A 21,446-nucleotide genomic window follows, 5' to 3' on the forward strand; every position below is an offset into this window, starting at 1 on the left:
TTTGGTATCCACTAATTATTTAGATCATGCGTGCCAAATCCGATCGCCCCACGAACCCGTGTATCCCCAAGTGCGATCGCTCGTTTCCCCTGACTATCATCGGATTATTTGCGAATTTAATGCACCCGATGCAGAGGCATTGCGAGAATCATATCGTCACCTTGGTATCAATTTTGATCAACTGTGGCTCGCAGAAGTGTACGAAGCCACTTAGGCGTGTCGTGGAGAACAACTCAAAGGTATTTTTCTTTGCCTATCTGGATTGTTCCAACTTCAATATCAAAATCGTTATTTTTGAGCAATTGTTTTGAGAAGTTGCAGACTGAATGCGATCGCGCCTGAATTTTAGGATCGGAGATTGCAATCTTCTGCAAATTTTTTTGGGAATGTCCTAGTCTGGGTTGTTTCCTAATTTAGCAGACTGGATTGTAATAGGGACTAAGGACGCTCGAAGAGAAGGGGGAGAGAGGGAGAGTAGGAAAAATCTTTGTCCTCGTGTCTCCTTGTCTTCTTTTCCCAATTCCCTATCCCCAATTCCTGATACCCACTAAAAGGAAAGTGACAATGAAAAAAGTAGCGGTGTTTGGTAATGCTGGAGGCGGGAAATCAACTCTCAGCAAGAGATTATACCAAATCACTGGTTTACCACTTCACATCTTGGACAAGATTCAGTTTCAATCAGGAGGTGCTGAGGTTCCACATGAAGATTATAAGCGTGCCCATCAGCAAATTTTAGTGACTGACCGATGGATTATTGACGGGTTTGGTTGCATGGAAACCCTCTGGCAACGACTGAACGAGGCAGATACTCTGGTTTTTGTCGATTTACCGCTATATGTGCATGGATGGTGGGTAACTAAACGATTCATCACAGGTTACTTTAAACCGCCAGAAGGCTGGCCTCAAAATAGTCCAATCTTGAGGAGTTCGCTGACTAGCTACCGCGTGCTTTGGTTATGTCACAAATATTTGACTCCAAAATATCGTGAATATATCAAGCAGGCTCAAAACGTCAAAAGTGTTTATCATCTACGCTCGACTAAAGAGATTTCGCAATTTATTGAATTAATAGAAACTGGTGCATCAGCCTAACCGAGCTTTTATGCGATCGCCTCGACCGGATTGAGCGAATACTTGAAAGCCTAAGCACTAATCAACTCACATCTGGCAATTAGGCGGAGCTATTAGTCATATCTATCCACAAGACACAGCTTTTGGCAACCGTAGGCTTAAAGCAGCCTTAACTGAGAATTTGTAGTACCGACTGGTAACTGATTGTCCAAATTAGAGCCTTCTTCACCCAAACTGGTTTCTAGCCAATCTTCCTCGTTCACAGCTAATAACTTGTGGGCTGCTTCTAGCATTGATGCTGCAATCTCTTTTAAATCTTCGCGGTTGTTTAAATATGTTTTCAGTGCTTCTATCGGATCTATGCTGTTACTGGCACTTAATTCAGGAACGCGCGGTCTAGCTAACTGGCTCACTAATTCTGGCTGAATTGTGTAGTTGTGAGCTAAACTCAAAGCCTTATGCAGTGCGGCGTTATCTATTAAATCTAGCTGTTCGGAACGAAGCTTGTAAATTAATCTGACAACTGCTTCTTCAATATTATGTTTGGCGATCGCTTTGGCAATTGCAGCTTGGGGATCTTCTGCTTTTGATACATCCACCTCGATAGTGCAAAAACTCCGTACTGGCAAAGGACAAAATTCCCACTTAACATTACCCCGTTCCAACTCAACCATTACATAGCCTTTGTCTTCCTTCTCTTCGCTAAAATCCACCCGCTCAATACTACCCGGATAAACCATCGGGGGATTATTTGATTTATTCAAGTTTTGATGGCGGTGGATGTGTCCTAAAGCTACGTAGTCAAAACAAGGTCGTGCCAAAGTTGACAAGGGAATTGTAAAGCCTTTACCTACTGCCAAAAAACGCTCGGCTCCCAAGCTGGCATTATCTACCATCAAGTGACCCAAAAGAATAGTTGGTAACTTCGGATCGAGGCGACGAATTTCTCCTTCCAAAACAACTTGCAGGCGTTCAATTAACAGTTGATGAACTTCCGCTAGAGATAAACCTTCAGTTTCTCGGCGCGTCATCAATGCAGAACGAGTCAGCCAAGGTAAAGTAATTACTTGCACCGCACCATTGCGGGTTTGGATGCAGTGAGTAGTTAACTTATCACCTACAACAACTCCCGGCACGCCTAAAGTTCGGTAAATACATAAACTTGCCCCTCCTTGCCCTTGCGAATGTTGATCGTGGTTGCCCACCAGCAACACGGTAGGAATTTGAGCATCTACAAGGCGACGAAACTGACTGGCAAAAGCTTCCTGAACGTAGGGTGGCGGTGTGGCATCGGGAAAAGCATCCCCGCCAAAGATAACCAAATCAACAGGTTCTGCCAGCGCTCGATCCATACAACGAGACAAAGTATTAACAAAATCTTCTAATCGTGTATTTGTGCCTGTCTCTGGATTGATACGTCCGTGGGAAAAGCCGCTTCCCATATGGATATCCGAAAGGTGGAGAAGCTTAATCATATTCTTAAGTTGCGATTTGCTAGTTACTTATAGCTAATTGTTAATTAATTATTAGCCATTAGCTATTAGCTATTAGCTATTATTTTTAAGTAATTACCCTTGCTTTTACTAAGATAAGTAACGCTATTTTAAGTTTTACTGGTTTTTTATTGATAAATATACTGATTTTGATATTGTAGGTAGAATCCGCAAAAATAAAAAATTCTAAAAATGAACGAATCAAAAACTCCAAACCAACTAGGTCAATCTCTTGTCCTGGGAGCATTGGTAATGGTAACTAGCGCTAGTATCATTACAATCATGAGTTTGTTCTAAACCCAAGGGATAAAAATTTTAGCAAAAAAAAGTTTACAAAACCCCACTCGGTAATGAGAGGGGTTTTAAAATTTGTAATATGGCATTTAGCAATCGTCTTCCCGATTTGGTTCCGCTAATACCAAATGTTCGCAACGTACTGGGTACGATTACTCTAGGACAAATGATTGAAATTGGAGATTCCTAAAATTTGCGTAGTTGTGATTTGACAAGTTCCTATAATTCAAAAATCTTTGGTGCCATCAAACGTTAAGTAATAGGCTAGGACTGCTTTGCAGTCCCATGTTATGCTGAGTCAGCAAACTTTAGATGCCGTCAAGCTTTGAGTATATGCCATTAGGCGTTGAGCAAACTTCTGGACAAAAACTGCGACAGTTGCTTGCACGTCCGGAAATTCTTGTAATTCCCGGAGTTTACGACTGTCTGGGAGCTAAGTTAGTGGAACAACTAGGCTTTGATGTAGTTGCTACCAGTGGCTTTGGTATTGCTGCTTCCAACCTCGGTTTACCAGATTATGGTTTTCTGACTGTCACAGAAATGCTATACACTGTCGGGCGAATAGCTCAGTCAGTAAGCATTCCGTTGATTGCCGATATGGATACTGGCTACGGCAATGCCTTAAATGTGATTCGTACAGTCAAAGAGGCTGTACAGTTAGGTGTGGCAGGAGTGATTTTAGAAGACCAAGAATGGCCGAAAAAATGCGGTCATTTTGAGGGAAAGCGAGTCATTTCGATGGCAGAACACGCAGGAAAAATTCGGGCGGCAGTACAGGCAAGGGGTGATAGCGGTTTAGTGATTATTGCCCGTACTGATGCTCGTGCCCAACTAGGTTTAGAGGAAGCAATTCGGCGTGGCAGTACATACATAGAAGCTGGGGCAGATGCACTATTTGTGGAAGCACCCCAATCTGTTGAGGAACTGCAAACCATAGCCTCTGCTTTCCCTGATGTGCCACTGATTGCAAACATTGTCGAAGGCGGCAAAACCCCTCAGATTTCTGCATCCGAGTTACAGCAGTTGGGTTTTAAGATAGTATTTTTTCCAGTCACTGCTCTTTTGGCAGTAACGCAGACTATGACTGCTTGTTTGCGGCACATTAAAGAACAGGGAACTACAGCTAATTTACAAGATTTGGTTAAGTTTAAAGATTTTCAAGAACTGATGGGCGTTCCCAAATATCTGCAAATGGAGAAGCAGTTTGGTGGTTAGGAGTTGGTTATGTGGGCGATCGCAAGGAATGATTTTGCTTAGGTTTAGTGTGTGTTGACTAAGTATTTATATAAGTCATCCCAAAGTTACTGCATCTGTGATGCGATCGCGCTAGCTTGGTTACATAGCAAAATAACTTTACAAAGCACCTGCTAATGAATCAAAGCTTAAGCGTTGCTCCTACTATAAGTAAAGACAGCACAACAGAAAATCTTGTTAAGCAACAGCAATTTCTCAAGCAACTAGTAGTCCTTGCGTTAGAACTGCTTTTAGCTTTACCTTTAGGTTTAGCCCTCTCCCACTTTAACGTTGGGGGAATTGCCTGGATCTTCGGTGGAATTGCCTCCGGTGCGGCGGTACTGCAAACTTGTCGGGTTTTTTACAACTATTCTCCTAAACCGAATCGAACTGCCAGAAAAATCGGCATGGCGCTTGTTGGCTTAAATGTTGGCTTTTCTATTGCTCATGGGAATCTGGCGGGTGCTGTATTTAGTATTCCTGTTTTTATTTTTCTCACTTTATTCTTACTGTTGTGTGGCAGTCTAATTGGCTACATTTATTCTCGTTTAAGCAATACTAATTTGTTGACAGCGATGCTGGCTACAGTTCCTGGTGGTGTAGGGCCAATGTCAGCGATCGCCGCCGATTACAATCGAAATGTGAACCTTGTGTCATTAGTTCAAGCGCTGCGCGTCACTTGCGTAGTTTTTTTGATTCCTTTATTTATTAAGACATTTTATTCTGGGAATTTAATTTATCCGCAACCACGCTCTATTAGGGGTGCTTTGCTTAATCTTGATGCATCTGGGATTGAATTACTCTTGTTGGCACTGCTGCTGTGTGGATTAGGAGTTTATTTGGCTGTATTGTGCAAAATTCCTGCTGGCGATTTTTTTGGGGCATTGTTAGTTGGAATTGTATTTAATCCTTTACTTAATTGGTTACATTTAGTTGGTGATGTTAACTTTATTCCCCCTCCTCTAGTAAATTTACTAGGTCAAATGCTTTTGGGGATTACCATCGGTGAGTATTGGGGTGAAAAACCCATCTTAGGGAAACGAACTATAGGATATGCCTTAATATCTGTGGCAATGACTCTCGCAACAGGAGCGATCGCTGCCATGCTTGCCATGCAACTAACATCTTGGGATTGGTTAACCTGTCTTTTGGTAACAGCACCAGGAGGATCTGCAGAGATGATTTTAGTAGCCTTGGCATTAAATCATAATGTGGAAGTTGTCACGGCAAGCCATTTAGTACGACTCATTGCCATTAACAGTTCCTTGCCGATTTGGCTGTTTCTATTTCGTCATCTTGACAATCAAACAGAGGAATCATTTTAAAGTTCTGAAAAGTTGCTAAAAATTATCAATAAACTTTAAATGCGTGAAAAAAACATTTTCACTCGCTAGGGAGAGGAAATTTGATTGCAGACAAACTTTCCATTAAGAAAAGTGGACATTCACTCTTAACAAGTGCGATCGCCACAAAATAAGGAGACAGCCATATGCCACGAGCAATCAAAGATTCAGTCATCGTGATTACGGGTGCGTCAAGCGGAATTGGGCGCGCCACGGCGTTGGAGTTTGCCAAACAACGTGCGACATTACTGTTGGCAGCTCGACGCGAAGCTGCTTTGCAAGAAGTTGCCCAGGAGTGCGATCGCTTGGGCGGAAAGGCTTTAGCTGTGCCAACCGATGTGACAATTGAATCAGAAGTTCAATCACTGGCACGGCGTGCAATTGAAAATTTTGGTCGCTTGGATGTGTGGGTAAACAATGCTGCCGTTAGTTTGTTTGCTCGTTTTGAGCAAGTGCCAATGGAGTCTTTTCGACGGGTAATCGATACTAATTTATTTGGTTACATTCACGGTGCGCGTGCAGCTTTACCTTATTTCCGCGAGCAGGGAAGCGGTACCTTGATTAATGTTTCCTCGGTTGTAGCTATAACCGGTCAGCCATACACTAGCCCTTATACCATTAGCAAATATGCAATTCGCGGACTTTCCGATTCCCTACGCATGGAGTTGTACCTAGACAACGCACCCGACATTCACGTCTGTACTGTGTTGCCAGCCTCAATTGATACACCGATATTTCAGCACGCAGCAAATTACACTGGTCGCAAAACCAAAGCACTTAGCCCCGTCTATCCTGCCAAAGATGTCGCTGATGCGATCGTTGGATTGGTGGAAAAACCGCAGCGCGAAATTATTGTCGGACAAGCTGGTTATCTTCTCGCCTTAGAAAAAACCGTAGCACCCGATTTAGAAGAGCGGATGATGGCACGGCAAGTCGATGAGGATCACTTCCAAGACTACAAACCAGCCACGCCAACAGATGGCAATTTGTTTGAGCCAATGCAAGATTATACAGGTATCAGTGGCAATTGGCTGGGTACTGGCGGCATCACAACGCAAGATGTTTGGGACTTGGCAAGGCGGGCTGCAAAGGTACTAGGTATACCAATTTACTAAGCATAGTTAATTGTTAATGGCTAATAGCTAAAATATGAACCTACGCAAAGGAAGATTGGAAAGCCAGTACACGAATGTAAATGGTTTGTGGATGCATTCACGCGTATCCGTGGATGTACTTCTCCAGGATGCTCCTGTGGTGATTTTGGTGCATGGGGTGGTAGTTTCCAGCCGTTATATGATTCCTACTGCTGAGTTGCTGGCACCTTATTACCATGTCTATGCACCAGATTTCCCCGGTTATGGTGAAAGTGACAAGCCAAAGCACGTATTAGAGTTGCCAGAGTTGGCAGATACTTTATGCCGATGGATGGATGCGATGGGAATTGAGCGGGCAACAATGCTCGGCAATTCCTTCGGTTGTCAAATTATCGCAGAGTTTGCCGTGCGCTATGGCGATCGCCTTGAGCGAGCCGTGTTACAGGGGCCGACAATTGATCGACACGCACGCAATTTACCGCAACAACTTTGGCGTTTTATGCTCAACGCCCCTTTGGAAGATCCTTCCCAAACTCCCATTCAAATTTATGATTACTGGCTGGCTGGCTTGCCACGCTTTGCCCGTACTGTTCAGATGGCGCTAACAGATCCCATCGAAACCAAACTCCCCTACGTGCGTGTGCCTACCCTCGTCGTGCGCGGTAAAGAAGATCCGGTTGTGTCCCAAGAGTGGGCACAAGAAGTCGTAAATCTCTTGCCCGATGCTCGACTGGTTGTGATTCCGGGTGGAGGACACACTCTCAATTACAGTAAACCTTTGGAACTATCCCGTGTGACCAGAGCGTTTATCGACGCTACAGAACAAAAGGAGAAGTTTAATGCAAACACCCTTGTTTAATCGGAATGTGGCTTCTTTAGCTGCTAAATTTAGGATCGCACCACCCTACATTGCCAATTTTGATTCCGGTTCAGCCATGCTGCGTGCTACTGCGGCTTATCTGCGGGGAGAAGATTTTCCCGGCATGGGCACAACACCACCTGCCGCAGAACCGATCGCAACTTTGATTAACAAACTACCCCGACAAGTCCAAGAATTTATCTACACAGTGGGTAGTGCAGGCGAGGCAATTCTTCCCCAACAGTTGTCAGGTGTAAGTGCTGAGGTAGTTTCTCAGTGGATGGTGAGCGAGTATCCCCAGCGCCAATATCCAGCAGTTGCAATTGGTTCTGCCAGTGGTGCGCTCGTTCACCTGAGTGCGGCATTGGATATGCCTTGGCTGCCACAAACCTTTATGATCCCGGTTTTGCATCCGGAGATGAATCCAGACAATCCTAAAGAGGCGATGGAGTGGGGTAGGCAAGTTGCAAAGCCTCTCCTTGATGCTAACCCTGACTTGGTATTGCATCATATGTATGACCCCAACCAAGATCGTTTGACTTTGCGGGGTATGGATTATTTCCGCGTCAAGCGCCTGCGCCTTGGTGAAACTTACAAGCGGTTTTTGCAAGATTGTCTGCCCAGGGGCGGCACTATTTTTATTGTCGAGTGTCAGCGCACCTGGCCGACGACGCAAGTTAGCGATCGCCACATTTTCCAGTTTGGGGCGCTGGGTGGCGCGACACCAGAAGAGTTTATTCACGGTAGCGATCGCGTGCCAGAATACTTGGAGCGTTACAACGTACCCAAGCAGCAGTGGAATCCGCCTACACCCGATGGCGATCGCCCTGAAGCCGAATGGGGTTTTGAGCCTAGCTTGCGCAATGATATAAAAAATTTCGCTCGCGATCGCGGCTATCAAATCCGGCGGATTGTCTTTCAAGAACCAGAGCATCTCAGTCCTTTTGTAGCTGAACTTTATCGCCACTGGTACAAACAGCGCGGTATGCTTGCCAACCGTTTGCTGGTGGAATCATTTATTCTTCTAGAACCAATGTGGGCTTTGCGTACTGGTTCCGTGCCGTTTTGGATGAAGTTTAATATGCAGCCTTCGCTAGAGTGGATTGAAAATTATTTGGAAAACACCGATCCCTACGATGAAATTTATATGATGCTTTTCTCCCACGGGGTAGATGCGGTAGGCTTACCTAGCATCGAATCCTGGCGTCAGGTTTTCAGGCGAGCTCGCAAGCGCGGTGAGTTTATTGGAGTGGAAGAGGATAAATTCCCCAGGAATTTTGCTACGCTAATTCGCTATTACACCGATTTAAAACGAGTTATTCCATCACGCTACCCGCTCCCTGGTTCGTTAACTTTAGAGCAACTAGATCGGTTTGTTCAAGAAACGGGCGATCGCTTCCCGGTGAACTGGGAATAATAGTAGTTCGCTACGCAAAGATTCAACTTCTTGCACCTATTACTATAGTGAATACAAGTCAGCTATTCACGCCCAGTTTTGGCACAAACCTTGCCATGAAAATGCCTCTTTCTGTTCCCTGTTAAGAGTCCCCTATTTTCAAGCTAGACGGTCATGTAATAAATCACACAACGCTCGTCATGAAAATCTCTCTTCTCTAGCCCCTAGCCCCTAGCCCCTATTTTCAAGACAGTTCTAGATTAGTCGAGCAAATGAATTGATGACTACTTCAACAGGAGGTAAAACTAAAGGAGATTTAGATGAATCAGGTTCTTAAGAGCAAAGTAGCTCTGGTGGCTGGAGCAACACGCGGGGCGGGTCGTGGCATCGCCACTGAACTAGGTGCAACTGGTGCAATTGTTTATGTCACAGGTCGAACCACCCACGCTCATCGCTCCGAATACAACCGTTCTGAAACTATTGAACAGACAGCAGACCTAGTGAATCAAGCGGGCGGTCAGGGCATCCCTGTTCAGGTTGATCATCTTGATCCGAAACAGGTTCAGGCTCTGGTGGCACGAATTGAGAGCGAACAAGGGCGGTTGGATATTTTGGTCAACGATATCGGCGCAGAATACCTAGTGGATTTGAACAAGCCTATTTGGGAGCTTTCTTTGGATCGGGGGCTACGAATGCTGAGGTTGGCGATCGACACGCATATCATTACCAGCCACTTTGCACTGCCGCTGTTAATCAAAAATCCGGGCGGACTGGTTATCGAAATCACCGATGGCACGGCAGAATACAACGAAAAAAACTATCGACTGTCGCTGTTTTACGATCTAGCAAAAACATCAGTAATCCGCATGGCTTGGGCACTGGCGCAAGAGCTTCAACCCCATAAATGCACAGCCGTTGCATTGACTCCAGGCTGGTTGCGCTCAGAAATTATGTTGGATCACTTTGAGGTGAGCGAAGCAAACTGGCAGGATGCCACAGCAAAAGAGCCTCACTTCGTTATCTCTGAAACCCCCCGTTATATCGGTCGTGCCGTTGCCTGTCTTGCCCAAGATCCCGATGTTGCTCGCTGGAATGGTCAGTCGCTATCGAGCGGTCAACTGGCTAAGGTTTATGGCTTTACAGATCTGGATGGTTCGCAGCCTGATGCTTGGCGCTACATCCGTGAGGTTGCAGATGTTGGTAAACCTGCTGACGCAACTGGATATAGGTAGCGTCATCCGAGGTATTTCAGAAATTGTGATGGATGTGCGAATATACTCATTGGCCTTACCAAACTACTATAGTAGTCCTAAATCATTCATGAAAAAAAGATCCCCGACTTTTTTGAAAAGTCGGGGATCTGTGTCTTTAAATTTTTCCAAATAAAATACGATTGCTATATTTACTGATATTCGAGGATTTAAGAGATTGAAGATATATCCTAGTAGCTATTGTTAATTTAGGTAATTGCAAGGAAGCTCAAAATGGTTGCCCAAATTCAAGAATTAGATGCCTCGTGCTGGGTTAAAACTCGTTCATCCCTCGATCCTAACGAATCCAGTTTCTTAATCTGGACAGGTAAAATTTACGCTTTTATGCCCGGTGAAAAGCGAACACTTTTATTTAAAATGGTCGGCATGAATGTCAGTAGGTGTATTCCCACTGAAGAGGGTAGCTGGGATTTTACCTCTAGAGAACTGACTTACTACCTCGATCCCCAAACAGAGGAGATTTTACATAAGTGGGATAATCCTTGGACGGGAGAAACAGTTCCGATCATGCACGTCGCCAATAGTCCAGTGCAAGGCAATTTTAAGGGGAAGTTTCCGGCGCTAGTAGACGGTGATACTACAACTTTTATGTTTGATATATTTCCTACTTATGATAATCCTCTGACAGAAGATTCTAAATTAGCTCAATACAGTCCACAATCTACTTACCAAGCTGCGGAGTTGTTTAAAATCACTGTCCCCACCGCAGATTTATTTAATGAGAAAATGTCTTCAGTTTCTCAACTCAGGCTGAGTTGGGATAGGATTGGTCAATGGTTACCCTGGATGAACATGGGCGATCGCCCTGGTTATCTCATCTATAGTGCTTACGGTAGCAAAGTTAGTGGCTTTAACGAATTACCACAACTGCTTCAAGATGAAATTAATACCCGCGTTCCTTTATATAAAAATGCTCCAAAATCCTGTTCAGATGAAGTGGAAGATATGACATCATGGCTTTACTTTCAACAACATTTTGATGCTTACTTGGCTGGCGAAAGATTTCCACTACCAGTTGCAGAAGAAGATTAAGGAATTCCAAAAAATAAATTATTCAATCAAATGTAGGGTGGGTTACGCTTCGCTAACCCACTATTTTTGGGAGGGTTGATGTTGCGTTACGAACTATCGTCCTAACACACTCTACTACTACAAATTGGAGATTTTTTATGGCGATCGCTTCCATACATTTCTCAATATACCTCATCATGAGAGCCTATATCAATTAGCACAATCACATCCTCATCTTCATCAGGATTTGGCTGAAATGTGTAGATAATACGGCAATCATACTCAACCCAACAAGCCCACAAAGGATTTGCTGAAATGCAAAGTTACTATGCTTGGCAATTTTGAGGAGAAGCGATCGCCATCACTTGTCACTTCATCAAAACAACAAATAAAGTCAATTTCAATAAACAAAATGCCCGATCGCTTTCTCGTTTTGCCAAAATGCTTACTCAAAATGCCTGATCGCTTTCTCATTTTGGTGTTTTCCGCAAGCAAAAAGGCATATTGCTTACTTAAAATGCTTGAATGCTTTCTCATTTCAGTAATTCACGCACTCCTAAAGGTGTTTTCCGCAAGCAAAAAGGCATATTGCTTACTCAAAATGCTTAAATGCTTTCTCATTTCAGTAATTCACGCACTCATGAGAGCGATCGCCTTCACGGGCTTTGTTTGTGAGCAAAACCTTCTAGTACAGCAGGCGCGTAAATAAAAACACCATTTAAAATGGTGCAAAGGCCCGGAATACAATTCTTTTGACTTCCACCTTGCGGTACTAAAGTGAAGGCGAAGGGCGCTCAACATTATAGAGAATTGGTGTAGTAACGTTGCTCAATCCACATCCGAATTTCTTCTTCAGAACCAAAACAAGCATGGTTTCCCGTGACAGGATCGTAGGCGTGCCAACAAAAAGGATGACCGTGACTGTCTGATTCCTGCCATACTTGTAATTCAGAACCACTAGCTATCCAATTGGCGATCACTTGCCAAATATTTTGGCAAATTAATAAAAAATTCTGTTTTTTCATAGTAAAAAATCCTGGTGAATTGCGAACTATATCTTTACGTTCACCCAGGATTTTTAATTAGAGAAGGTACAAATTAGCCCAGATTGACTAGTACAGTTTTTGTAATTGCAACTGTACTAGTTGAAATTCACCCAATTGTACGATGTGAACCTCAGCAAAATCGCTTATAGTGCCAATAGCCAAGCTTTTGTAGTGATTAGTGAGTGCCCAATTGTGAAAATTTTTTTAGATCGGCAGTCACCTCAACCAATCTATTTGCAAATTCGCGATCGCATTAGTAGTCTGATTAAATCTGGAGCATTACAACCAGGCGATCGGCTTCCCTCGATCCGTTCTCTGGCAGAGAGTTTACAAGTTAATAAACTAACTATTATTGAGGCTTATAATGTCTTAGAAGCAGACGGTGCAATCTGTGCGCGTCAGGGTTCTGGTTATTTTGTTAGCACTCAAATTGTTCCTTATGCAAACCTGCAACCAACCTTTTCTCCTGCTCAAGAAGTAATCATCAAAGAGCCAGGTAGCAATTCTTTTTTTGATATGCACGTATCTGGTGTACACGCACAGAGGCAACCAGGAATGATAGATTTAAGCTTTGGTTGCCCTCGCCCCCCCAAGAATTTAACGCAAATTGCTAAACGAGCGCTGAACCAAGCAGATGCACTATCCAAATACGACTTGCCTCAAGGACAGTTAACATTACGCAGACAAATTACTCAAATGTTGGTACATCAAGGATTAAATGTATCAACTGAAAATTTAATTGTTACTAATGGCTCTGAGCAAGCTTTGTCTTTAGCAATTTATCATTTTGTGCGCCCAGGAGATTGGGTAATTGTAGAAGCTCCCACATATTTTGGAGTTATTGCCATCCTAGAAAGTTTAGGAGCAAAAATCATTGGTATTCCCATGACTCCTGAGGGAATGAATCTAGAATTATTAGAACAATATCTGTGCAGTCATCGCCCGAAATTAATTTACACCATTAGTACTCTACACAATCCTACAGGTTTGACTACCACCCAAGCCCATCGTCAAAAATTGCTTGCCCTAGCCGAACAATATGAATGCCCGATTTTGGAAGATAATGCCTACGAAGGATTAAATTTTGAACCTGTTCCAGCCCCAATCAAGGCTTTAGATAAAAATAATTGGGTAACATATGTCGGTACATTTTCTAAAACTTTAGTACCTGGATTAAGAGTCGGCTACATGGTAGTTACGGGCGAGCATTATCAAGCAATTCTGGAGCGGAAATTATTCCATGATGTTCATGTATCCACATTTTCTCAGGCAATAGTGAGTGAGTATCTAGCATCAGGGCATTACCGCCGTCATCTCAGCCAATTGCGAGCAGAAAATATTCAAAGCCGCAATATTATGCTACAAGCAATAGAGCATTATTTTCCAGAAGAAGCAAGATGGACTGTTCCCAAAGGAGGTTTATTTCTTTGGGTGCAATTACCAGGAGATATACCCATTCAGGAAATTACCAAAGAAGCTTTATCACAAAATATTCTAATTTTTTGTGGTTCGCCATTTTTCCCAGATAAACAGGGATATCCAGCGATGCGACTAACTTTCGCTAACTCAGCAGAGGATATTGAAAAAGGTATTTCTATTTTGGGTAATTTGCTGAAAAAATATCTTTCCAGAGGACGTAAAAGTATATCTGATTATCAACCGCTTGTTCATATTAGCTAGTACGAACAAAGCAATCATAGGCTGTGTTAACGCATTTTCTATCTCCTTTCTCAATTAGCGTAGGGTGGGCATTGCCCGCAACGCCAAAATAAGGTTTTGAACCAAATCTAAGCAATGCCCACCTTACTAGTGCTAAACGTTATGCGATACATTCGTGCCCGCTATTTTATTTGGAATAATCAGCCCATAGTAACCAGCAGCGATCGCTGTCAGGGCATTTAGCCAAACGTTGTTACCAAAAATAGGCATCAATCCAAACATCGTCTTACCAAAGGGCAGTAATCCCATGATGGCAATGATAATATAGGCAACTGCAAAAGCAGCATTGAAAAGTCGCGCACTAGTGGCATTAGTATAGGAAGCAATTCCTAACAAACCCACGGCACAGTGTACAAGGTTATGCAAGAAGTTAGTGGGGAAAAGCCCAAATACATAGCCAAATCCGGCAGAATAGGCACCATGAGCCATATTAGCGGGAATATAAGATGCTGTTGTTCCTGGTAATGAAACAAAAGCTGGTATAAATCCAGCGATACCAAGAATGAGAAAGAGAACGCCAATCACTAAAGCACAGTAACGCTCTGTCAGTCTTGCGGCGTTAATGTTTTCCATTTGATTACCCCTGATTTGTGCAAATCTTAGCTGTATCTCGGCAAATTGTAGAAATAATATTGCAACCGATTTCTTACAGAGATTTAAAGATAAATACTCTTGTATCGGCTGATTGCAAGACACAATACTTCTAATTCAACTCAAATAAATTTGATTTATCTCTATCAAAAGAAAGGATTAAAAATTACAACCCAGTGTCTTTACCTATACTAATAGTTTGATATTTTTAATTCTTCTCATCTTTTATTTATCAAACAAATTAAAATCAAAACTATATTTGTGAAGTTGCCGCTACATCAAAAAGTCTGAATAAGAGATGATTTATAAAATAAACCTTAAATTGTAGTGGGTCAAGGCTAAAATGGTGTATCAGGTGTAGGTTGGGGAGCCAGTGCGGTGAAGCAGCCCCCCAGAAAGGCGGTTCCCCGCGTTGAAGCACCTGGCGTCACCTGGCATTTAAGCGCAGCGCAACCCAACATGAATTGGAACGTTGGGTCTCGTAAACTCGGCTCAACCTACAAAATATCATGCACTAAATTAGTCGTGTCTTTTTCATAGCGACTGGCTTAAGAGTTAACCAAGCTTGAATATATCTGCTATGACACCACCATCATCTACCAACCTAGCCTTTGCTGGGGAGTCATACACCACCAAGAGCGAAGGTTCTCCAAATAAATCTTGAGCTAGCGTTATACCCTCAGCATGATCTTCCCGATTTCCATAGGGAATTTTTTGTACTAACTCTGGGCTATGAAGGACATTTTCTTGCAAATGAACGCCTCCTGGCAAACAGTATAGTTGCACCGGGCCATCTAAATCCATTGTCGGGCCTGCTAAGATTAACAAGTCTTCTCCATGCACGCACAAGTCCCTAATTCCTAAACCATTCAAGAACATAAAATGCTTTTTGTACTGCCTTCCCTCTTCTGAAATATTCTTTAATCTCAACACTCCGGTTTGAGAAGATTCTACTTCTATTTCCAACATTACAGCCCAACCACGCAGCACAGGGCCGCGCAAACCCATAAAAATACGGTTTTGATAGACTGTTATACCTTCTATATCAAAACCATTGTCTTTTCCGGGAATTTCTGCTTTGACAAAGAATCCTAAATGAGGATCATCTGCTAAAGCTTCCATCAGTAAGTTTCCCTGCTGCGTTACTTCTAATTTGCTAGCAGTTAACTGCACATTAGAATCTTGCGGATGGGTACAAGATTTTTGTAATTCACCGTCAACAAGAGGAATGCGAGCTAAAATATAGCGGTTTGGTTCCGATTCAACTTTTGTTAATCTTTTAATGTTTTTGCTGTCAGATTTGTCGGGTTTTGGTTTTTTGCGTTTCCAGCTATGGGAACCAACTATCCACAGATAATAACCACTATAATCAATACCTTCAATATCAATTTCTTCCTCTTCTGGTGCGGGTAAATCGATATATTCTGCTACACGAAATTGTTTGTGCTGGGCAAAATTATGATTATCCCAACACAGACGTTCAATACTTGAGGTTTCATCCGATCCCAACCACAAATACTTTTTATCTGTCAGCATTACCGCAGATAAGTCTTCCCTGTGTTCTTTAAAACTATTAGTAAATGTAAGTAAAACTTGATTTAGCAAAATTGAGTCTTGCATTTTACACACCCTCTACTTAGATAGATTTCATTTATAATTTTTTGTATATTAAAGTACTCAGCTTTAGGATTGTTGATAAAAATTGATAAAAATATTAAGCAGTAGCTATTTTGAAATACAAAAATGCCAAAATAAAATTGTTGTTAAATTACTTTACAAATCAAAAATTTTTGATTATTGGAATCTAAAAAGTAAATATGACAATAATTCGCATTAATTAATCTAAACATCATGAAGTTAAAAAACAATGCAAAATTATAATCAATGCTATTATTTAATATATTGTATTCAATTATTTATTTTTGTCTAAGGTGTGTCAATTCCTATGACCTTAGCTAGCAACTCAAAAGTACAAAGCAACGTGAAAAGTTTAGGATACTATGCTTATTCAGCAATTCAAAAGCACTTTAAAAAGACTTTGAAATGGGAAACAGAAGTAAAAAAAGATAAAGATCCAGAAGCACTGCATCAAATGCGAGTAGGTATACGTCGCCTGCGAACTGCTGTTACTAGGTTTGATCAAGCGTTAAATTTGCCGAAGTTAGTTAACGATAAAAGTCTTGGTAAAATTGCGCGTCGTCTTGGCAATTTGCGAGATTTAGATGTGCTAAAAGAAACTTTAGAAAATCTCGATCAACCAGATTTACCGAAAAAAGAACGGCAATCTTTACAAACAGCTTTTGATGCTTTGGAAAAACAACGTGAAAAAGCACTACAAGATGTGCGCACAACATTTAAAGATGAGCGTTACAAATCCATAAAGCAAAGCTTACAAGATTGGTTGGATGAACCTAGCTATCAACCCCTAGCATCTTTACCGATGCAAGAAGTTTTACCAGATTTACTTTTGCCAGAGATCAGTAGTTTCTTGCTGCATCCAGGTTGGTTAGTTGGAACTCAAGTGGAACATTTAGGAGTAATTATCTCACAAGACTGGGAAGCAGAAACAATAGAACACGAATTGACAACCAATGGTAAGCTTCTTCATAGTTTGCGGAAACAAACTAAACGCCTGCGTTACCAAATGGAACTATTTAGTGACTTATATGGCGAATCTTACACAAATTATGTTGCCCAAGTAAAAGGCATCCAAGATATTTTGGGAGGTATGCAAGATAGTGTGGTTTTAAGTGAGTGGCTTGTAGATGTTTTCAAATGCGAACTTCACACTCAACTTCCTACGCTGGCGAATATATTAGCCCAAAACCGTTATCAAATGTGGCAACAGTGGCAACCTCTGCAAGAGCAGTATCTGAAAACTGAAACCAAACAAGAATTGCGTTTAACAATACTTCAGCCTCTCAAAGACTAAATTCCTGGCTCAACCAAGCGGGTAGTGGGGCGGCTCTGATATAAGTCTTGCACAACTTGTACAGCACAAGCTACAGTTACAAGTCCGATGACTGCAACAGGTAACAATCCTTTACCGAACAAAGCGATCGCTATTACCACAACAGTTGTTCCGATTCTATACTTAGAGCGGATTTTACAGTAGCGAATGACGCCAGTGCGGTGAAGAATACCTAAAGCTAGGTAACATAAACCCACAGAGCCGCACAGCAACCATCGTGTCGCATCAGCAAGTGGTAATGTTTGCTTACTCAACAACACTTCTTCTACACCAACTCCCGCCGCAGCAATACCAATGACTAAAGGTAAATGGGTATACAGCCAGATTGCAACTATACTAATTTTTCCTTCTGCTCGCGCCGTTTGAATTGGTGTACCACCAAGATTGTCAAAATAAACCCACCACAAGCTAAAAGCAATACAAAGACCGAATATAGCAGCAATTACGCTCAAAACATCCCATTTCTGCTGAGAAACACCATCAACCACAGCAATAATTGCTTCGCCTAAAACAATGATTGTAAATAGCCCAAAACGTTCTGGCAGGTGGGAAGCGTGAGGGAGTAGTTTAAGTTGAAACTTTGTCGCTGTAAAGGGTGTCACCAAATCGACGACAATTCCCACTCCCCAAAGAACAAAACGCCAAGGTGGGCTGATAAATGCAGATAGCAGCCATAACATAGCAGCAATGGTAAAACCTGTAGCATAGCGTGTTGTTAGGGGGCGCGCTGCGGGAATGTGTATACCAGCGCGGACGTATTCTACAATCAATACAGCTCGCCCAAGAGCATAGGAAAGGGCAAAGCCTGGTGCACTTTCACCCAAGCCGTAGTGGATGTTAACAGCCAGTGCTGCCACTGTCAGCATTTGTAAAGCAACCAGCAAACGCCGTCCAATGTCATCGCTATCAAAGCGGTTAGCATACATAGTAGTGCCAATCCACGACCACCACACGGGTATAAATAGAAAGACAAAACCTAAAAATCCTGATAGTGAAACATCTTCTTCGAGATTGTGGGCGAGTTGAGAAACTGCAACCACAAACACCAAATCATAAAATAGTTCTAGCCAAGTGGCGTGTCGATGTTCTTCACTATCTTCACTGGTACGTAAGCGTGGAGGTTGGAGAAAATTTGTCATGGTGTTGATTGTTAATTGTTAATTGTTTTTTAGGCGTTGCTGATTCAAAGTATGAATTTGTCTCACGCAGAGCCGCAGAGAGTAAGAGTTTTAAATGTCTGATTTTTAAATTTCATACCTCTATTCAGCAACGCCGTTTTTTAACTAGATACGATTATCTGCCACATACTCGCTCCTAAACCAATAGCTGCTAAATGTTGCCACAGCAGCACGCGCAACGGTTGCCGAGCAATTTTTTGGGTTAGTAATATCGATAAGAAAACAGAAAAAATCAAGGTAGTTCCCTGTAAAAAAGCAATTACAGCTGGATGTGCTACGACAACTGGCAATTGTTCACCATTTAAACCAAACGTAGCAAAAAATACTGGTAATACCCGCCCTCCTTCTTGTAAGCCCAAACGCAGATAATGAGCCAAGTTACCACCCAGTACCAATGGTAAGTAACCATAAGCTAACTCTACAAAACCTCGCGGCTTGATCCGATTTGGGACTTTTATCGTAGAAGTAACAGAAAAACTCTTTGTGTTCTTTGTGTCCTTTGTGGTTCGTAACTGTTTAATGTAATTATTCAACCAGCAATAAACCTTTATCAATCCATATCCCAGAAAAGGAATAGCCACGGGAATAATCAAAGCCAGCAGCGATAATCCCAAATGCGGCAAAAACTGAGTTAAATCTACTTGTATTCCCAGCCAAGATTGCAACTCCGGCAGACGATGCAAATATACTCCACCTAACAGTAAAAACAACAGTGCTACTTCATAACTACGAGGTATGTGAGTTGTCCACAATTCAATTCCAGGGGGACGTAAATTAAACTCAACGGAACGATGAGGACAAGCCTTCAGGCAAGTCATGCATAACACGCAGTCTCTGTTATCTTCTAGCTGTGCCGGGTGAGAGTATAAGGGACATCCATCAGTTTCCATCCCTTCACCTTTTTGCGGGCCTCCTTTATAACATTGATAGGTGGTGCAAGTAGCAGAACAAATACCCTGTTGCGCCCGTAGTTCCGTCATTGAGAGTTTGGCATATAAACCATTCATGCCACCAATTGGGCAAAGATAACGACACCAAAACCGCCTCTCAAAAATGGCAGAGAAAATCATTGCTCCAGCTGTAATTAACAGCAGCAAACAAGCAGAGAGATAAGCAGTATTTTCTAAGTGCCAGAGTTCTTCCCACAAAAAAATTAGGGTAAACAACCCAAACAAAAACCATCCGCCCCATTTTTCAGCTTTTTCTCGTGGCCAGCGCTTAAGTTGTCTGGGAAACAGCCACGTCGATAATTTCTGCGTGATTTCACCGTAAATCATGAACGGGCAAACGGCACACCAGATCCTGCCAAGAAAGGGAAATAGGAAAAGAAATACAGGCCACCACCAAGCCCAAAATAGATTTAAAGCAAAATTGCGATCGCGTGTTTGCGGCCCCACAAATAATACCGCGATAATAAAGGCAAAGGCTACGGTAGTAAAGCCATAATTAATGCGATCGGGCCACCACGAACTGCGTAGAAACTTCCGCAAACTAGGATAGGCATTGAGAAGATTCACCCGAAATCGCTTTTTCTTTGTTTCCGCTGCCCAGAAAATTTCTTCTGTTAACTCTTTTGCCTCCCCGGCTTGGACAATTGCCCGTTCCACCAAGTTTTGTAACTCTTTGATATTGCCGGGGAAATCATAGGACTGTAAGCGACGTAAAGCTTCTGGGGTGACGTGCCGTTTGGCAATACCTCTAGCGCGAGTGTAAAGACTGATATAATATTCAACTTGAGCATTAATATCGGCTTTTCGTACCCGTAGCGGTGGCACTTTAATAATTCGACCAACACAGCGCTCAATTTGTGGCTGGGCTTTTTCCGCAACTATCATAATCCGGGCACGATTAGTGCGGGGTTCGCCGGGTGAATCTCCTGAACGAGTGACGGGAATATAGGTATTATCTTGAAGTAATTTTTTGACTTGTGGCAACAACTCAGGCGGAATTTCCTGGATGTTGTTAAGAACAAGAGTACCTTCCCCCAGCCATTCCAAAAGTCCGGGTTTGCCACCAGCACGCCCAAACAATTCGGCACCGCTCGTTTGGAGAATACCGCAGTTAATTTTGATAATTGGTTCTCGTCTCTGTTTAGAACCAAAATGAATCAGAGCAGCGATATTGTCTTTTTCTAATCCTGGTTCACCGAAAATCAAAACTGACTTGCGATCGCTTGCTGCTTCCCGAATTTGTTCGCGCAGACGTACCGCATAACGACTCGTCCCCACAATACCCCGTCGCGCCTTTGTGACTAAATAAGGACGCAATGCTAAAGAGCGTTCTTGCTCGTAGTTAAAAGCAGATGCTAGCTGCGCCAACTCCTGTGCTAGCATCCGCGATACAACTTGAGCAATTTCTGGATATTGATTGATTACTTCTCGAAATTGAGCAGCAGGTACAACCCAAAAGCGACATTCTGTAATAGTAGTAATTGTGCGCTGAGGCAACTCATCCAACAGTATTTCTTGTAAGTGAATAACAGAACCGGGGAGAAAACCAACAGCTAAACTTGGGTTATTTTTATTACTGCTATTGCTTTCGAGCTTACCTTCCAAAAGAATATAAAGCGCCTCTGGAGGAGTACCTTCAGTAGCGATATTGTGGTTTGCCGGAAAAACTTTTTCTTCGAGGATTTGAGCGATCGCACTTAAGGGTTCAGGTGAGAGAATTCCTAAAGCCGTGCGTTCCTGTAGCCATATCACTGTCTGTTGTGAGTTCATGGCAATTGTTCCCCTCTCAGCCCTGCTGTATATAAAGAATTATCTCGTTGACAAGACCTTTGAGCAAGGTAGAGGTAGGGTGGGCATTTTCTAAAATCTTTAAATCTTTTCTATGAAGCTCAGTAATGCCCACCTTACTTTTATAGAGGTAGTAGT

Annotated in this window: 19 protein-coding genes; 11 read left to right on the forward strand and 8 right to left on the reverse strand. The window is 42.6% G+C overall.

Going from position 1 to position 21,446, the window contains the following annotated elements:
• Position 1: 1 nt before the first annotated feature.
• Entirely contained in the window at positions 2 to 214 is a 213-nt protein-coding gene (locus UYC_RS38460) for a nickel-binding protein (protein ID WP_127011374.1), read from the forward strand.
• 19 nt (positions 215 to 233) lie between these two features.
• On the opposite strand, the gene UYC_RS38695 is transcribed toward UYC_RS38460, so the two are convergent.
• A complete protein-coding gene (locus UYC_RS38695; RefSeq protein WP_157787697.1) occupies positions 234 to 374 on the reverse strand; it encodes a hypothetical protein in 141 nt (46 codons plus the stop codon).
• A gap of 190 nt (positions 375 to 564) precedes the next feature.
• Between UYC_RS38695 and UYC_RS0134000 the strand changes: the two genes are divergently transcribed.
• Entirely contained in the window at positions 565 to 1,092 is a 528-nt protein-coding gene (locus UYC_RS0134000) for a P-loop NTPase family protein (RefSeq protein ID WP_016876846.1), read from the forward strand.
• A gap of 137 nt (positions 1,093 to 1,229) precedes the next feature.
• On the opposite strand, the gene sbcD is transcribed toward UYC_RS0134000, so the two are convergent.
• Entirely contained in the window at positions 1,230 to 2,546 is a 1,317-nt protein-coding gene (sbcD, locus tag UYC_RS0134005) for an exonuclease subunit SbcD (RefSeq protein WP_071588471.1), read from the reverse strand.
• Positions 2,547 to 3,191: 645 nt separating this feature from the next.
• Between sbcD and UYC_RS0134020 the strand changes: the two genes are divergently transcribed.
• The 7 genes from UYC_RS0134020 (at position 3,192) to UYC_RS0134050 (ending at position 11,086) form a co-directional block, all read left to right on the forward strand.
• A complete protein-coding gene (locus UYC_RS0134020; protein ID WP_016876849.1) occupies positions 3,192 to 4,073 on the forward strand; it encodes an isocitrate lyase/PEP mutase family protein in 882 nt (293 codons plus the stop codon).
• Between the two features lie 155 nt (positions 4,074 to 4,228).
• Positions 4,229 to 5,416 (forward strand): AbrB family transcriptional regulator, encoded by a 1,188-nt coding sequence (locus tag UYC_RS0134025; RefSeq protein WP_016876850.1) that lies wholly within the window; start codon positions 4,229 to 4,231, stop codon positions 5,414 to 5,416.
• 164 nt (positions 5,417 to 5,580) lie between these two features.
• Positions 5,581 to 6,549 carry an SDR family oxidoreductase gene (locus tag UYC_RS0134030; RefSeq protein ID WP_016876851.1) on the forward strand — a complete coding sequence of 323 codons (969 nt, stop codon included), beginning with the start codon at positions 5,581 to 5,583 and terminating at the stop codon, positions 6,547 to 6,549.
• 34 nt (positions 6,550 to 6,583) lie between these two features.
• Positions 6,584 to 7,387: an alpha/beta fold hydrolase gene (locus tag UYC_RS0134035; protein ID WP_016876852.1), complete on the forward strand. Its 804-nt coding sequence runs from the start codon at positions 6,584 to 6,586 to the stop codon at positions 7,385 to 7,387.
• A complete protein-coding gene (locus UYC_RS0134040) occupies positions 7,368 to 8,804 on the forward strand; it encodes a hypothetical protein (protein WP_016876853.1) in 1,437 nt (478 codons plus the stop codon). The genes UYC_RS0134035 and UYC_RS0134040 overlap by 20 nt, the downstream gene beginning before the upstream one ends.
• 299 nt (positions 8,805 to 9,103) lie before the next feature.
• Positions 9,104 to 10,015, forward strand: a complete 912-nt coding sequence (locus tag UYC_RS0134045) for an SDR family oxidoreductase (protein ID WP_016876854.1) — start codon at positions 9,104 to 9,106, stop codon at positions 10,013 to 10,015.
• Positions 10,016 to 10,267: 252 nt separating this feature from the next.
• A complete protein-coding gene (locus UYC_RS0134050; RefSeq protein ID WP_016876855.1) occupies positions 10,268 to 11,086 on the forward strand; it encodes a DUF1838 domain-containing protein in 819 nt (272 codons plus the stop codon).
• Positions 11,087 to 11,347: 261 nt separating this feature from the next.
• On the opposite strand, the gene UYC_RS39240 is transcribed toward UYC_RS0134050, so the two are convergent.
• A complete protein-coding gene (locus UYC_RS39240; protein WP_200862414.1) occupies positions 11,348 to 11,539 on the reverse strand; it encodes a hypothetical protein in 192 nt (63 codons plus the stop codon).
• A gap of 326 nt (positions 11,540 to 11,865) precedes the next feature.
• Positions 11,866 to 12,090, reverse strand: a complete 225-nt coding sequence (locus tag UYC_RS0134060; protein ID WP_016876857.1) for a hypothetical protein — start codon at positions 12,088 to 12,090, stop codon at positions 11,866 to 11,868.
• 213 nt (positions 12,091 to 12,303) lie between these two features.
• Here UYC_RS0134060 and UYC_RS0134065 point away from each other — a divergent pair, with 213 nt between their 5' ends.
• Positions 12,304 to 13,791, forward strand: coding sequence for an aminotransferase-like domain-containing protein (locus UYC_RS0134065; RefSeq protein WP_026087617.1), 1,488 nt, complete (start codon positions 12,304 to 12,306; stop codon positions 13,789 to 13,791).
• Between the two features lie 132 nt (positions 13,792 to 13,923).
• Here UYC_RS0134065 and UYC_RS0134070 read toward each other — a convergent pair whose 3' ends face one another.
• Both UYC_RS0134070 and UYC_RS0134075 read right to left on the reverse strand, forming a co-directional pair.
• Entirely contained in the window at positions 13,924 to 14,403 is a 480-nt protein-coding gene (locus UYC_RS0134070) for a DUF4383 domain-containing protein (RefSeq protein ID WP_016876859.1), read from the reverse strand.
• A gap of 573 nt (positions 14,404 to 14,976) precedes the next feature.
• Complete coding sequence (locus tag UYC_RS0134075; protein WP_016876860.1) at positions 14,977 to 16,041, reverse strand: DUF3616 domain-containing protein; 1,065 nt, start codon at positions 16,039 to 16,041, stop codon at positions 14,977 to 14,979.
• 325 nt (positions 16,042 to 16,366) lie between these two features.
• On the opposite strand from UYC_RS0134075, the gene UYC_RS0134080 reads away from it, so the two are divergent.
• Positions 16,367 to 17,353 (forward strand): CHAD domain-containing protein, encoded by a 987-nt coding sequence (locus tag UYC_RS0134080; RefSeq protein ID WP_016876861.1) that lies wholly within the window; start codon positions 16,367 to 16,369, stop codon positions 17,351 to 17,353.
• Here UYC_RS0134080 and UYC_RS0134085 read toward each other — a convergent pair.
• Complete coding sequence (locus UYC_RS0134085) at positions 17,350 to 18,531, reverse strand: low temperature requirement protein A (protein WP_016876862.1); 1,182 nt, start codon at positions 18,529 to 18,531, stop codon at positions 17,350 to 17,352. The genes UYC_RS0134080 and UYC_RS0134085 overlap by 4 nt on opposite strands.
• Before the next feature lie 140 nt (positions 18,532 to 18,671).
• Entirely contained in the window at positions 18,672 to 21,290 is a 2,619-nt protein-coding gene (locus UYC_RS0134090; protein WP_016876863.1) for an AAA-type ATPase lid domain-containing protein, read from the reverse strand.
• Positions 21,291 to 21,446 lie beyond the last annotated feature (156 nt).

The sequence above is a fragment of the Chlorogloeopsis fritschii PCC 6912 genome (assembly GCF_000317285.1).
Classification (GTDB): domain Bacteria; phylum Cyanobacteriota; class Cyanobacteriia; order Cyanobacteriales; family Nostocaceae; genus Chlorogloeopsis; species Chlorogloeopsis fritschii.